The organism is Nonomuraea sp. NPDC052265 (assembly GCF_044547985.1).
Lineage (GTDB): Bacteria > Actinomycetota > Actinomycetes > Streptosporangiales > Streptosporangiaceae > Nonomuraea.
Window position 1 is genome coordinate 392,634 of the sequence record NZ_JBIUBJ010000001.1, and the last position, 14,417, is coordinate 407,050.

Consider the following 14,417-nt stretch of genomic DNA (forward strand, 5'->3'; position numbering starts at 1 on the left):
GTAGTGGCCGGTGTGCTCGCCGGGGGCCGGCGCCTGTCCTCGGAGTCCTCTTGAACAACGCTCGTTCAGTTCAGCAGTTTTGGGTCGGACCGTTATTCAAGACGTTCTCTTTCGTCATTTCGTGAACGTGAAGGCCGTCAGGTCTGCGGCTTTCTATGTGAACGGATGCCATCGCAGGCGGGCTCACAGGTCCACGTCCGGCGCTGGAAGTCGGCTTCGATATCAGACTCCGGAATGTGCCTGTCCAGGTGGGTGAAAGTATTGCCTTTCCTCGTGGAGGTCCGGAAGCCGGCGAGGCATCGGCCGCCGAATTTCCGACGGTGATGGGCGCGCGCCGCGTCTCCCTCGAACCTGACCGTCGCGTCAGGGCGTCATTCGCGCAGGAACGCCAGCAGGGAGGCGGCCAGTTCGTCCGGGGCCTCTTCGGCTACGTGGTGGCCGCTGTCGATCGGGTGGCCGGTCACGTCGTCGGCCCAGGTGCGCCAGATCGCCAGCGGGTCGCCGTACAGGTCCTCCATGTCGTCCTTGGACGTCCAGAGGAACAGGGTCGGGCAGGTGAGGCGGCGGGCGGCGGCGCGGTCGGCGTCGTCGGCCGCGCGGTCCACGGTCAGGCCGGCGCGGTAGTCCTCGCACATCGCGTGGACGGTCTCGGGGTCGTGGACGGCCCGGCGGAAGTCCTCGTACGCCTCCTGGCCCATCTGCTCGGCGGTGCCCTTGTACCAGGCGTCGGGGTCGGCGTTGATGACGCGTTCGGCGGGGTCGGCGGTCTGGCCGAGGAAGAACCAGTGCCACCAGGAGGCCGCGAAGCGGGCGTCGGCCCTGGCCAGCGCCTCGCCGATGGGGATGCCGTCCATCACGACCAGGCGCGTGACGGCGTGGGGGTGGTCGGCGGCCAGGCGGTGGGCGACGTAGGCGCCGCGGTCGTGGCCGGCGACGGCGAACCGCTCGTGGCCCAGCGAGCGCATGAGGGCGACCATGTCGCGGGCCATGGCGCGCTTGGAGTACGGGGCGTGGTCGGGGGTGGTGGGCGGCTTGCCGGAGCGGCCGTACCCGCGCAGATCGGGGCAGACGACCGTGTGGTGGGGGGCCAGGAGGGGGGCGACGCGGTGCCAGGTCGCGTGTGTACGGGGGTGGCCGTGGAGCAGCAGGACGGGCGAGCCGGAGCCGCCGTACCGGACGAAGAGTTCGGTCTCGCCCACGTCGATCATGCCGGTCGCGAAGTCGTCGAACATCGGCCGCCTCTACCCGCGACGGCCGCCGATCAACACAGCCACGATCCACGCGAGGGCCCCGCGTTCCACTGCGGCGGGGCGGTGAGAGCCGGAGGGACGGGTTTCGGATGGGGGCGTTGCTGGGGCTCGTTCGGTGGGTGGGTACAGGGGGCGAACCCGCGACGCGCCGCATATGGGGACGTTCTAGGATCGGGCCATGCCTTTGACCGCGGACGACGTCGACCGGTTCGTGACCGCCAGACCCCGCCTGGAGGCCATCGCCTATCGCATGCTCGGCTCCGCCGCCGAGGCCGAGGACGCCGTGCAGGAGACGTTCCTGCGCTGGCAGGCCGCCGACGCCGGACGTGTCGAGGTTCCCGAGGCGTGGCTGACGAAAGTGCTCACCAACCTGTGCCTCAACCAGCTCGGCTCCGCGCGGGCGCGCCGCGAGACGTACGTGGGCCAGTGGCTGCCCGAGCCGCTGCTCGCCGGCGACCCGATGCTCGGCCCGGCCGACACCGCCGAGCAGCGCGAATCGGTCTCGTACGCCGTCCTGACCCTGATGGAACGCCTCTCCGCCAACGAGCGGGCGGTCTACGTGCTGCGGACGGCCTTCGACCACTCCCACCGGGAGATCGCCGAGATCCTCGACATCACCGAGTCGGCCAGCCAGCAGATCTTCCACCGCGCCAAGAAGCACGTCGCCGACGGCAGGGCCCGCACCGAGGTCGACGAGGCCGCCGCCCGGCGGATCGTCGAGGAGTTCCTGGCCGCCGCCGGCAGCGGGCAGACCGAGCCGCTCGTACGCCTGCTCACCCAGGACGCCATCTCGATCGGCGACGGCGGCGGCAAGGTGCCGGCCCGCGCCAAGGCGTTCGAGGGCGCCGTCGCGGTCGCGACGTTCCTGTGGGGCCTGCTCAAGCCCGGCAAGGCCAAGCTCACCCTGGTCGGCGGCTCGCCCGAGATCCACGCCTGGACGGCCAACGGCGAGCCGGCCGTCGTCGCGGTCGTGGACGGCCGGGTCGTCGGCGTCATGTGCCTGGAGGTCACCGCCGAGGGCATCGCCGCGTTCCGCAACCAGGTCAACCCCGACAAGCTCGCCCGCGCGACCGCGCAATGGGCCGCCACCGACCACGGGGAGCCGCTGCTCAGAGTCGCCTGGTGAGCGGTGTGACGCGCTTCACATCGTGATCCTGTCAGGAAAACGCGGGCCGTCCGGTTCAGGTGGCGAACCCGCGTCAGACAGGAGCGAGGAAATGCAGCAGCGGATCATCGTCCTCGGAGCCGGCTACACCGGAACCATCGTCGCCGGCCGCCTCGCCAGGCGGCTGCGCCACGAGGACGTCGCCATCACCCTCGTCAACGCCGAGCCCGACTTCGTCGAGCGCGTCCGCCTGCACCAGGTGGCGACCGGCCAGGACCTCAGGCCCCGGCCGTTCCGCGAGATGTTCGCGGGCACCGGCGTCGAGCTGCGGCTCGGGACGGTCACCGGCCTCGACGCCGACCGCCGGACCGTCACGGTGACCGGCGCGGGCGGCGCCGAGGAGCTGACCTACGACACGCTGGTCTACGCGCTCGGCAGCGGCTGGAACGCCGAGGGCGTGCCCGGGACCGCCGAGCACGCCTACGACGTCGCCGGCCGTCCGGGGGCGCTGCGGCTGCGCGAGCGTCTGGCCGGGCTCGACGCGGGGCAGAGCGTGGTCGTCGTCGGCGGCGGGCTCACCGGGCTGGAGGCCGCGGCCGAGATCGCCGAGGCCCGCCCGGACCTCGACGTCGCCCTGGCCGCCCGCGGCGGGCTCGGCGACTGGCTCTCGCCGAAGGGCCGCGCGCACGTGCGGAAGGTCCTCACCGGGCTCGGGGTCAGCGTGCACGAGCACACCGCCGTCACCGGCGTCGAGGCCGACCGCGTCACCACCGCCGGCGAGCCCATCCCGGCCGCGGTGACCGTCTGGACGGCCGGCTTCGCCGTGCACCCGATCCCTCGGGCGACCACCCTGGAGGTCACCGGCACCGGCCAGATCGTGGTCGACCGGACGATGCGCTCGGTCTCGCACCCGGACGTGTACGCCGTCGGCGACGCCGCCATGGCGATGGGCCCCGGGGACAAGCCGCTGCGGATGTCGTGCGCGTCGGGGATCCCGACCGCCTGGCAGGCCGCCGACTCGATCGCGGCGCGGCTGACCGGCGGGAAGCTTCCGAACACGCCGCTGCGCTACTTCAACCAGTGCGTCTCGCTGGGCCGGGACAACGGGCTGATCCAGTTCGTCACCGCCGACGACCGCGCCGTGCCCACGGTGCTGACCGGGCGGGCCGCCGCCGTCTACAAGGAGCTGGTCTGCAAGGGCGCCGCCTGGGGGGTCGCCAACCCGATGCTGGGCCTGCCGGCCCGGCGCCGCCGCGTCACCCGGCCGCGCGCCGCGACCGGCCCGGCCGTCAGGGCGCAGGCGTAGAGCGCGACGGCGGGCCCCCGTCAGGGGGTCGTGAGGACGACGAGCTGCCGGGTCGCCCGGGTCATCGCGACATACCGGTCGACCGCGCCTTCGACGCCCTCGCCGAACCTGTCCGGATCGACCAGGACGACCAGGTCGAACTCCAGCCCCTTCGACAGCTCCGGCGTCAGCGACCGGACCCGGGGCCGCTCCGGGAAGGCCGGGTCCCCGATCACGCAGGCGATGCCCTCGGCGTTCGCCGCCAGCCAGGCGTCGAGGATCGTGTCCAGCTCCGCGACCGGCCCGCGCGTGACGGGGACGCCGCTCTCCCGGATGGAGGCCGGCACGTTGGCGTCCGGGAGCGCGGCCCGGATGACCGGCTCGGCCTCGGCCATGATCTCCGCCGGGGTCCGGTAGTTGACGCTCAAGCCGGCCTGCTCGACGCGGTCGATCCCGACCCGGCCGAGCCGTTCCTCCCACGACTCGGTGAACCCGTGCCTGGCCTGGGCACGGTCCCCGACGATGGTGAAGCTCCTGGACGGGCAGCGCAGCAGCAACATCTGCCACTCCGCGTCGGTCAGCTCCTGGGCCTCGTCCACGACGACGTGCGCGAACGGCCCGGCGAGCAGATCCGGCTCCAGCGTGGGCAGCTCCGACTCGTCCACCAGGTTCCGCTGGAGGTCCGCCCGGCGCAGCTGCGTCACCAGGCCCTCGCCGTCGTCGTCGGCCTCGATCAGGTTGTCGACGACCTGGGCCATGCGCTCGCGCTGGGCGGCGAGCACGGCCTCCTGCCTGCGCTTTCTGCGGGACGCCTCCGGGTCGCCGAGGCGCTGGCGGGCCGCGTCCAGGAGCGGCAGGTCGGAGACCGTCCAGGACTGGGCGTTCGCGCGCTGGAGCCGCCGGATCTCGTCCGGGCTCAGCCAGGGGGCGCACAGCCGCAGGTAGGCGGGGACCGTCCACAGGTCGCCGACGAGGTCGGTGGCCTCGATCAGCGGCCAGGCGCGGTTGAAGGCGGCGCGCAGCTCCCGGTTCGCCAGCAGTGACCGGCGGAGCAGGTCCGGCGAGACGTCGTCCTCGTCGTGCCGGTCGTGCTTGTCGATGAGGATCGTGAGCAGCTCCTCCCAGATCTGGTCGCGCGCCTCGTTGTGCGGCGTGCCGGGTTCGGCGGCCTCGAACGCCTCGGCCCAGTCCTCGGCGCTCAGCCGGACGTCGGCCCAGTGCGTGGTGACCGTCATGCCCTTGGCGGGCGGGTTCTCGTAGAACCTGACGGCCGGCTCGATCGCCTTCACCATGTCCGCGGACGCCTTCAGCCGGGCCACCTCCGGGTCCGGCTCGGGAACCGCCGCCGCCCCCTCGGGCACGAGGTCCCGCAAGGTGCAGGTCCGTACGCCCTCCTCCCCCAGGCTGGGCAGGACGTCGGCGACGTAGGCCAGGTAGGGCTGGTGCGGGCCGACGAACAGCACGCCGCCCCTGTTGTGGCCGAGCCGTGGGTCGGAGTAGAGGAGGTAGGCCGAGCGGTGGAGGGCGACGACGGTCTTGCCCGTGCCGGGGCCGCCGTCCACGACCAGGGCGCCGCGGGATCCGGCCCGGATGATGGCGTCCTGGTCGGCCTGGATGGTGCCGAGCACGTCCCGCATCCTGGGCGAACGGTTGCCGCCCAGGCTGGCGATGAAGGCGGACTGGTCGTCGAGGGCGGCGTGCCCTTCGAAGCCGTCGGCGGTGAACACCTCGTCCCAGTAGTCGCTGATCCGGCCGCGGGTCCAGCGGTATCTGCGGCGGCTGGTCAGGCCCATGGGGTTGGCGTGGGTGGCGCCGAAGAACGGCTCGGCCGCGGGCGAACGCCAGTCGAGCAGCAGGCGGCGGCCGGCGCGGTCGGTGAGGCCGAGGCGTCCGACGTACACCGGTTCGGGATGGTCGGCGGTGACCATGTGGCCGAGGCACAGATCCAGGCCGAAGCGGCGCAGCGTACGCAGGCGGGCGGCCAGGCGGTGGATCTCCAGGTCCCGGTCGAGCGCCTGCCGGCCCTTGCCGCCCGGAGCCCTGCGTTCGGCGTCCAGGCGGGCGGACAGGTCGGCGATCGACTGCTCCAGGCTCTCGGCGAGCGCCGCGAAGTGCCGCTCGTCGACGGCGATCAGCGCCGGGTCGGCCTTGGCGGCGAGGTTGCCGGGCAGGTCGAACACGCTGGTGGTCAGGGGATTCATATCTGTGGCTCCGCTACGAGGTCGGTCTTCGCATGGCAAGGCCTCTGGCCTCGGCGGACGATTCTGCGCCACGACGGGGGGCTTGCCGCAAGCCCCCCGGTGCGCTATACGTTGAGAGTGGAAAGGAGTAGAAGCTCCTTTTTTCCGACTTCGCTCCGCAATGCAGGAGCAATCCCCCACAAGGCGTCGAACGGCTCACAGCCTCGACGTGAGGGCGCCCACCACGATTCGCGTGACCGGCGGAACCACCAGGATTCGCGTGACCGGCGGAAGCCGGTGACCCGCCCCTGACGGGCGGATCACCGGTGCGGGGTCACCAGTCGCCGTCGCCGCCCTCGTCCTCGTCGCCTTCGAAGATCTCCTCGACGATCTCGCCCGCCACCAGGCCGCCGACCACGCCGGCGGCGCCGGCCGCGGCCACCGCGCCCCAGCCCGGCCCGCTGCGGTGCTGCTCGTGGTGGCCGTGGCCGTGGTGGTCGCCGTGGCCGTGGTGGTCGCCGTAACCGTGGTGGTCGCCATGCGCGAAGCCCGGGTGGGCGTGGGAGGTCAGGCCGGACAGCCAGCGGTCGAGCTCGCCGGGCCAGTCGGTGTGCAGGGCGTCGGCGTGGCTGACGGTGAAGCGGCCGATCGCGTCGCCGGAGTAGCGGCCGGCGCGCTTGTCGGCCTCCAGGACGACCTCCAGCCCCGCCGGGTCGGCCACGAAGGTCACTTCGAGCTCGCCGAGCACGCCGGCGTACCGGCCTGCCGGGTAGAACTCGATCTCCTGGTAGAAGGGCAGCTCCTGGCGCACGCCGTACAGATGGCCGGCTTCCAGGTCGGCGGACTTGAACGCGAAGCCGAGTTGCCGCAGCGCCTCCAGGATGCGCAGTTGGGAGGGCAGCGGCTCGACCGCGACCTCGTCGAGGTCGCCCTTGTCGACCGCCTTGGCGATGGCGAGCTCGGTGCGCACGCCCAGCGCCATGCCGTGCAGCGGCTGCCCGCCGATCTGGCTGATCGGCGCCTCCCACGGGACGCCGATCTCGAACGGGATCGTACGCTCCTCGCCCTGGCGCAGCAGGAACGGGCCGGACACCTGGACGCGGGAGAACTCCCCCGCCCCCGCGTGCTCGCCGTCGCCGTGCTCGAACTCCACGCGGGCGACCAGGCCGAGGGTGACGTGCTCGATCTCGGCGTCGAAGTCGCCGCCCTTGAGCCGTACCTCGCCGGACAGCCTGCCGCCCGGCTGGACGCGCGGGGTCGCCAGGACGGTGTCCACCGAGGGCGCGCCGACGCCGAAGGCACCCAGCATGCGTTTGAAGACCACGGCTTTGTTCTCCCTGTCGAAGATCGAAATGTGTGCAGCCGACCCGCACAACGATCTCCGGCCTGCCCCGGTTCCGGTTATGGCGAAAACGTATGCGGGGGCGTCGGCACGGCGAGATCCCGGAGCCCGGCCTGTGTGCCGCGCTCCGGGATCCCGGCGTGTCCCGGTCTACCTGACGCTGCGTCTGCCGTAGAGGCCCGCCGCCAGGGCCACCCCCAGAGCGGCGAGCACCACTTGGATGACCAGTTCGATCCAGTCGATGCCGCGGGTGTCCGCGACGCCGACCGCGGCGGCGATCACGGTGCCGATGAGGGCCGCGACGATGCCGATCACGATGGTGAGCCAGATAGGAATGCTCTGACGGCCCGGCACGACCAGCCGGCCGAGGACGCCGATGACAAGCCCGATGATGAGGGCGGAGATGATGCCGGTGACTTCCACGCTTCACGCTCCCGTTCTGCCGCGCCGGGTGTCGCCACTTCTCGTGGGGGGAGGAGTGGCCCCCGGCCTGACAGCGCCTTTGCTTCCCTGCCTAAACTCAAAGAAACCGGATGACTCAGCCTGATATCGGTTCATGGCGGACTGTGCCGACGGGTTTGTGCCGTTCGCGGTGGTGGCGGGGCGAGCCGCCGGTGCCTACACTGCGGGCACACCCCACGAACAGCAGACGCGAACGAACGGCGCACCGAACCCTCTCAGGAGCCCTTTGTGACCGTCGGACGAATCATGCCGCACGCCCTGCTCGCCCTGACGACCGCCGCGACCGCCATGGCGGCACCGGCGTCCGCCACCGCCTTCACCCTGACCAGCACCGCCTTCACCGAGGGCGGGATCGTCCCGAAGGTGCACGAGTGCACCAGCGGCGGCCAGACCGACCCCGGCCGCCGCAACGAGTCCCCGCCCCTGACCTGGAGCGCCGGTCCGGCCGGGACCCGCGGCTACGCCCTGGTCATGCGAGACCTCGACAACAACAACCTCATCCACTGGGTGATCTACGACATCCCGGCGGGCGTGACCTCGCTGCCGCAGAACGTCGAGCACGCCTACCGGCCCGCGTCCCCCGCCGGTGCCCGGCAGGTCTACTACCGCGGGAGCGCGAGCCTGTACGGCTACCAGGGGCCGTGTTCGCCCTGGTCGGTCAACACCTACCAGTTCACCGTGCACGCCCTCGACGGGGCCGCCCTGTCCGAGTTGACGTCCGGTTCGTCCACGACGACCGCGGCGCGGGTCATCTCCGGCGCGTCCCTGGGGACGGCCGTGCTGTCCGGCGGGTCCTGACCACTCGCGAGCCCGCCGGGCCCGCCCGGGAGCGGCCGGGTCCGGCGGGCCACGCCACGACTCCGCGGACCCCCTCCGCACGCGGGGTTCACGCCCGCCGGCCTCTCGTGGCTACGACCGGGACGAGACGACGTCGAGCAGGCCGGCGAGCCGATCGAGCTGTTCGGGGGCCAGGCGGCCGACCGCGGGCGCCAGGGCGCGCCGGATCTCGTCCTCGACGCGCTGGGCGAGTTCGAGCCCCGCCGGGGTCGCGTACACCTCGACGACCCGGCCGTCTTCGAGGTTCTTGGCGCGCGTCAGCAGGCCACGGCGCTGGGCGCGGTCGATGAGGCCGGACATCGTGGACTTGTCCAGGCCGAGGTAGGCGGCCAGGTCGGTGACCCGGGCGCGGCGGTCGCGGAGGATGCCGAGCACCCGGAGCTGGGTGAGCGACATGTCGTGGGCGGCACCGATGCGGGTCAGCACGCCCGTCACCTCGAAAGTGGTCCGGACCAGGGCGTCCATGGCGTCGTCGGCGGCGGTCATGCCGCCATGCTAGCCCCATGGTTGGCAGTCCCAACTATGCGCGCCTTCGAGGTTGACATTGTTTGTATTCCCAACCATCCTGAAGGGGTAGTTGGGAATACAAACCATCCTTCGGAGGTCACCATGCACGCTGCCGTCATCCAGGCGCCCGACACCCCGCCGGTCTATCGCGAGCACCCCGACCCGGCCGAACGCCACGACGACGAGATGCTCGTCCAGGTGCTCGCCGCCGGCCTGCACCATCTGACCCGGTCCAAGGCGAACGGCTCGCACTACTCCGCCGACGGCGGGTACCCGCTCGTCCCCGGCGCCGACGGCGTCGTACGCGACAAGGAGGGCAACCTCCGCTACGTCGTCCTGGACGGCACCCCCAACGGGACGTTCGCCGACCGCACCCTCATCGACCCCCGCCGCAGCGTGATCCTGCCCGACGGCATCGACCCCGTACGGATCGCCGCCGCGATGAACCCGGCCATGTCGTCCTGGGTCGCGCTGCGCCGGCGCGTCGACTTCCGGGCCGGTCAGCGCGTCCTCGTCCTCGGCGCCACCGGCAACGCCGGACGGATGGCGGTCCAGATCGCCAAGCTGTTCGGCGCCGCCCACGTCATCGGCGCCGGCCGCGACACCACCCGTCTGAAGGCGCTGACCGCGCTCGGCGCCGACGAGACGATCACCTTCGACGAGATCGGCCGCGCGGCCGACGTCGACGTGGTCCTCGACTACGTCTGGGGCGAACCCGCCGCCGGGGCGATGATCCCGATGCTCACCGCCCGCGCCGACCGCGCCGTCCCGTTGACCTGGATCCAGATCGGTTCGCTCGCCGGCCAGACCGCGCCGATCCCGTCCGCGGCGCTGCGCGCGGCCCGCCTGCGGATCGTCGGCAGCGGCATCGGCTCGGTCCCCGCCCGGGACTTCCTCGCCGAACTGCCGGAACTGGCCTCGGCGGTGGCCGCCGGCGCGATCGACGTCCAGGCGCGCGCCGTGCCCCTCGCCGAGGTCGCGCGGGTCTGGGACGCCGAGACCGGCGACCGCGTCGTTCTCGTCCCCTGACCGTCACCGCCGAGGAGGAGGCCGCGTCGGACAGCGGAAGCGAGCGGGACCGCAACCCGCCGGCGCCCACGACGAGGGCCCGGTGAGGCCGGCGCCGGAGTGCGCGCACGCCGCTCAGCGGGGCTGCTCCCCCGGGACGCGGGACCGCACGAAGGTCCGGACGTGTTCGGCGATGATCTCGGGGGCGTTCAGGTCGGGAGCGTTGTGGTCGAGCCCGGTGATGATCTCGTGCCGGGCGTCGGGCATGACGTGGGCCAGACGGGCGAGCACGCCGGTGAGGTAGCCGGGGGACCTGTCGCCGCCGAGCAGCAGCGTCGGGGAGTCCACGTTCGCGTACCCGCTGCCGTCGGAGTCCAGGCGGATGATCTCGCGTATCTCGGCCGGGGTCGTCGCCATCATCGCGCGGGTGTCCTGCCCCTCGGCCCCGCGCAGCAGCAGGAACGCCAGCACGCGGAACACCGGCGTCGGCGCGTCGCCGACGGGGGCGAGGCGGGTGGCCTTGAGGAAGGTCGCCATCGCCGCGGTGTGCCTCCCCTCCCCCAGCAGGCGGGTGAAGGAGGGCACCCAGTGGGCGGGGAAGGAGCCGTCGATGCTCACGCCCGGTTCGTGGACCATGAGCGCGTCCACCCGTCGGCGCAGCCCGAGGTGCAGGGCGACGAGGCCGCCGTAGCTGTGCCCGAAGACCAGACGCGCACCGGTGTGGTTCATGACGGCGATCGCGTCGTCGACCTCGGTCTCCACGCTGTACGCCGGCCCCTGTGGGCCGCTGGGGCCGCGTCCGCGCCGTTCGATCACGTGCACGCTGTGCGTGCCGGACAGCTCGTGCGCCAGAGCCCCGTAGTGGTGGGCGCGCCGGTTGTTCCCGGGGATCACCAGCAGCCCGGGGCCCCGCCCCGCGCTGAGCACGGCGATCGTCGTCCCGTCCCGGGAGGTCACTTCCGCGGACTGCCATTGCGTCGTCGTCCTGCCGCCCATCACGTCCTGCCTTCACGTCGGTGGAGACAGCAGCATGGCCGCCGCCGCTGTCACCCACCTGGCAGAACGCTGGCACCCTTGCGCAGCCCGTGCCGGCGGTCAGCGGTCCGGGGTGAGGAGGGGTTTGACGTCCAGGATCGGGGTCGCGTCGAGGGCTTCGAGGTTGCGGACATGCACGCGCCGGCCCTCGACGGCGAGGATGTGGACGGGGTGCAGGCCGATCGGGTTGGGCCGGTCCGGCGCGCGGGTGGCGAAGACGCCGGTGAGCGAGCGGGTGGCGTCGCCGCGCGGGTGGACGGTGAGGGTGTCGCGGTCGGAGCGGTCGAGCCGACTCGACGTGCCCGACGGGGCGCAGCGTGTATTCGGTCATGAGTCCTGGCTCCTTCGCTGGGAGCCCGGTCGGGCCGGCGGGTCGGCGTCCGTCCGGAGATGCCGGAGTGCGCGCCGCCGTCGGCGCGCCCTGCAAGCCTGCGGCATTCGTGACTTCTGATCAATCGCCGGCGCGTGGATCAAGCGCGCGACGGCCCGGGGACCCGGCTGTCAGCCGAGGGCGCGGTCGAGGTTGAAGGCGGCGCTGATCAGTGCCAGGTGGGTGAACGCCTGCGGGAAGTTGCCCTGCTGCTCGCCGGTGCGGCCGATCTCCTCGGCGTACAGGCCGAGGTGGTTGGCGTAGGTCAGCATCTTCTCGAAGGCCAGGCGCGCCTCCTCCACCCGGCCGGCGCGGACCAGCGCCTCGACGTACCAGAAGGAGCAGATGGAGAACGTGCCCTCCTGGCCGCGCAGGCCGTCGGGGCTGGCGTCGGGGTCGTAGCGGTAGACCAGCGAGTCGGAGACCAGGTCGTGGGTGAGCGCGTCGAGGGTGGACAGCCACTTGGGGTCGGTGGGCGAGACGAACTTGGCCAGCGGCATCATCAGCAGCGCCGCGTCGAGGACGTCGTCGTCCTCGTGCTGGACGAACGCCTGCCGCACGTCGGACCAGCCGTGGGCCATGATCTGCCGGTAGAGGTCGTCGCGGGCCCCGCGCCAGCGGGGGATGTCGGCGGGCAGGCCCCGGCGGGCGGCCATGCGCATGGCGCGTTCGATGGCGACCCAGCACATCAGCCGGGAGTACAGGAACTTCTTGCGCCCGCCCCGGGTCTCCCAGACGCCCTCGTCGGGCTGGTCCCAGTTGTCGCAGACCCAGTCGACCAGGGCGCAGACGGCGTCCCAGTGGTCGCTGGAGATGGGCTTGCCCCATTTGTCGTAGAGGTAGACGGAGTCGATGAGGGCGCCGTAGATGTCGAGCTGGAGCTGGCCGGCGGCGGCGTTGCCGACGCGTACGGGGGCCGAGCCGCGGTAGCCCTCCAGGTGGTCGAGCTGCCGTTCGGGCAGGTCGGTGCGGCCGTCGATGCCGTACATGATCTGGAGGGGGCCGTTGGGGCCGGGGCCGCGCAGGCTGACGTACCGGGTCAGGAACGACATGAACGCCTCGGCCTCGCCGGTGAAGCCCAGCCGGAGCAGGGCGTAGACGCAGAAGGCGGCGTCGCGGATCCAGAGGTAGCGGTAGTCCCAGTTGCGCTCGCCGCCGATCAGCTCGGGCAGGCTGGTCGTCGGCGCGGCGACGATCGCGCCGGTCGGCGCGTACGTCAGCAGCTTGAGCGTCAGCGCCGAGCGGTGGACCATCTCCCGCCACCTGCCCCGGTAGCGGGAGGCCGACAGCCATGTGCGCCAGAACGCCACCGTGGCGGTCAGCTGCTCCTCCGCCTCGATGTGCGGGCACCCGAGCGGCGGGATCTCGGCCTCGACCCGGTCGAGCGCGAACACCTCCGACTCGCCCTCCGCGAGGGTGAAGGCCGCCCGCACGTCGCGCCCGTCGGACTCGACCGGCACGGTGGCGCTCAGCGCGAGCGTCAGGTGGACGGACTCGAAGACGGTCAGGCCGTCGACCTCGCGCACGGTGTGCGGCTCGGCGCCGTAGCCGAAGCGGGGGGCCACCCGCGCGTGGAAGGGCAGCGAGCCGCGCACGCAGAGCACCCGGCGGATCAGCCGCTGCCGGCCGCTGCCGCCCGGCTCGCCGATGATCGGCATGAAGTCCTGGACCTCGCCCACCCCGCTCTCGGTGAAGAAGCGGGTGATGAGCACGTTGGTGTCGGGGAAGTAGAACTGCTTGGTACGCGCCGGCACGTCGGTGGCCAGCTCGAACGCCCCGCCCCGGTCGGCGTCGAGGATCGCGGCGAAGACGCTGGGCGAGTCGAAGGCCGGGCAGCAGTACCAGTCGATGGTGCCGTCGGTGCCGACCAGGGCCACGCTGCGCAGATCGCCGATGAGGCCGTGCTCGGCGATCGGCAGGTAGCGGTCACCGTCTGCTCCACCCATCGCAGCAGTTCTCCCAGGTCAGAGCGGTACTCAAACCTCGTGACCGGTTTCGGCCGACGCGTCCGGGCGGCGGCGCAGGTGGCGCGTTCGGGCTCGCTCCCGGCCGCCCGCAGCGCTCCTGACGGCCGCCGGGGCCGCCAGGAGGCGGGGTGGTCAGGACTGCTTGCCGAGCCCCTGGAAGCGGCTCTCGATGAAGTCGCCCCAGGTGGAGTTCAGCGTCATCAGCTCGCCGTCCACCATCTTCCACTGGCGGGCCTTGTGCTGCGGGTAGGCGAAGAGCACCGACGACAGGCGCTCGTAGCCGGCGGGCATCGGCCTGGTGTGCACCCGGTGCGTGGACGGCCGGAACCGCCCGTCGGAGGCGCTGGTGAGCATCCGGCCGATGTTGCACAGCACGACGTCCGTCCCGGCGATCACCGGCTCGACCCAGGTGCCGTCGTGCAGGACGTACTGCAGGCCCTGGTCGGACGGGGGTAGCTGGAGGCCGAGCATCTGGATGCCGGAGTGCTCGTGGGCCAGCACCTGGCGGTCGCCCACGTCCCGGTAGTGGATCACCCGCAGGTTCGTCGCGTCGTGCGACAGGTCCAGCTCGGGCGTGCCGGGCGGCATCATCCCCCGGACGACCTCGCCGAAGAGCGAGATCAGCCGGAAGGCGATGTCGAACACCTCGGCGGCGCGGGTGCCGAACGCCGGGAAGGCCCGCAGCACGTCGGCCGCCCCGGGCGGCTGGTCGCCGATCATGGCACCGCTGACGTGGATGAACTCCTTCGGGTCGGGCACGCCGTTGGCCAGGCGCGGGATCTCCGAGTTGTACGGGAAGAACCCGTGCGTGCCGCCGACGGCGAGCTGCGGGACGACGTCGTAGGCGTAGTCGGACAGGCTCGGCCCGGTCGCCCGGCAGGCCGCGGCGAACTCGTTCATCATGGCCTCGACGCGCTCGCCGATGCCGGGCACCTCCGCGGCCATGAAGCCCCATCCGGTCAGCTGCGACCTGATGGCGTCGGTGGCGGCGGCCATGTCCGCCTCGATGTCGTGCAGCCTGACGACGGGGGCTCGGCCGCTGAGTTCCATGAGAGGGACGTCCATTGTC

Annotated in this window: 12 protein-coding genes and 1 pseudogene; 4 read left to right on the forward strand and 9 right to left on the reverse strand. The window is 72.3% G+C overall.

The annotated features are described in order from the left end of the window. Positions 1-371: 371 nt before the first annotated feature. Complete coding sequence (locus ACIHAD_RS01900) at positions 372-1,232, reverse strand: alpha/beta fold hydrolase (protein WP_397352425.1); 861 nt, start codon at positions 1,230-1,232, stop codon at positions 372-374. 196 nt (positions 1,233-1,428) lie between these two features. Here ACIHAD_RS01900 and sigJ point away from each other — a divergent pair, with 196 nt between their 5' ends. Next, positions 1,429-2,376 carry an RNA polymerase sigma factor SigJ gene (gene sigJ / locus ACIHAD_RS01905; protein WP_397352426.1) on the forward strand — a complete coding sequence of 316 codons (948 nt, stop codon included), beginning with the start codon at positions 1,429-1,431 and terminating at the stop codon, positions 2,374-2,376. Between the two features lie 91 nt (positions 2,377-2,467). Continuing rightward, positions 2,468-3,661: an NAD(P)/FAD-dependent oxidoreductase gene (locus tag ACIHAD_RS01910; protein WP_397352427.1), complete on the forward strand. Its 1,194-nt coding sequence runs from the start codon at positions 2,468-2,470 to the stop codon at positions 3,659-3,661. A 20-nt stretch (positions 3,662-3,681) separates the two neighbouring features. Here the strand turns inward: ACIHAD_RS01910 and helR are convergent, their stop codons facing one another. From helR to ACIHAD_RS01925, 3 genes are all read right to left on the reverse strand, one after another. Beyond that, positions 3,682-5,841 (reverse strand): RNA polymerase recycling motor ATPase HelR, encoded by a 2,160-nt coding sequence (helR, locus tag ACIHAD_RS01915; protein ID WP_397352428.1) that lies wholly within the window; start codon positions 5,839-5,841, stop codon positions 3,682-3,684. Positions 5,842-6,154: 313 nt separating this feature from the next. Beyond that, positions 6,155-7,144 carry a sporulation protein gene (locus ACIHAD_RS01920; RefSeq protein WP_397352429.1) on the reverse strand — a complete coding sequence of 330 codons (990 nt, stop codon included), beginning with the start codon at positions 7,142-7,144 and terminating at the stop codon, positions 6,155-6,157. Positions 7,145-7,312: 168 nt separating this feature from the next. Next, complete coding sequence (locus ACIHAD_RS01925; protein WP_397352430.1) at positions 7,313-7,585, reverse strand: GlsB/YeaQ/YmgE family stress response membrane protein; 273 nt, start codon at positions 7,583-7,585, stop codon at positions 7,313-7,315. Positions 7,586-7,852: 267 nt separating this feature from the next. On the opposite strand from ACIHAD_RS01925, the gene ACIHAD_RS01930 reads away from it, so the two are divergent. Continuing rightward, positions 7,853-8,422: a YbhB/YbcL family Raf kinase inhibitor-like protein gene (locus ACIHAD_RS01930; protein ID WP_397352431.1), complete on the forward strand. Its 570-nt coding sequence runs from the start codon at positions 7,853-7,855 to the stop codon at positions 8,420-8,422. A gap of 111 nt (positions 8,423-8,533) precedes the next feature. Here ACIHAD_RS01930 and ACIHAD_RS01935 read toward each other — a convergent pair whose 3' ends face one another. Then, positions 8,534-8,947, reverse strand: coding sequence for a MarR family winged helix-turn-helix transcriptional regulator (locus ACIHAD_RS01935; protein ID WP_397352432.1), 414 nt, complete (start codon positions 8,945-8,947; stop codon positions 8,534-8,536). Between the two features lie 123 nt (positions 8,948-9,070). On the opposite strand from ACIHAD_RS01935, the gene ACIHAD_RS01940 reads away from it, so the two are divergent. Continuing rightward, positions 9,071-9,997 carry a zinc-binding alcohol dehydrogenase family protein gene (locus tag ACIHAD_RS01940; RefSeq protein WP_397352433.1) on the forward strand — a complete coding sequence of 309 codons (927 nt, stop codon included), beginning with the start codon at positions 9,071-9,073 and terminating at the stop codon, positions 9,995-9,997. Between the two features lie 114 nt (positions 9,998-10,111). Here the strand turns inward: ACIHAD_RS01940 and ACIHAD_RS01945 are convergent, their stop codons facing one another. From ACIHAD_RS01945 to ACIHAD_RS01960, 4 genes and pseudogenes are all read right to left on the reverse strand, one after another. Further along, on the reverse strand, positions 10,112-10,933 hold the full coding sequence (locus tag ACIHAD_RS01945; RefSeq protein WP_397352434.1) for an alpha/beta fold hydrolase: 822 nt from the start codon (positions 10,931-10,933) through the stop codon (positions 10,112-10,114). Positions 10,934-11,071: 138 nt separating this feature from the next. Then, a pseudogene (locus ACIHAD_RS01950) lies at positions 11,072-11,281 on the reverse strand (TrmO family methyltransferase); the annotation flags it as partial. Between the two features lie 231 nt (positions 11,282-11,512). Further along, a complete protein-coding gene (locus tag ACIHAD_RS01955; protein ID WP_397352435.1) occupies positions 11,513-13,327 on the reverse strand; it encodes a glycoside hydrolase family 15 protein in 1,815 nt (604 codons plus the stop codon). Between the two features lie 153 nt (positions 13,328-13,480). Then, positions 13,481-14,413 (reverse strand): hypothetical protein, encoded by a 933-nt coding sequence (locus ACIHAD_RS01960; RefSeq protein ID WP_397352436.1) that lies wholly within the window; start codon positions 14,411-14,413, stop codon positions 13,481-13,483. Between the last annotated feature and the right edge of the window lie 4 nt (positions 14,414-14,417).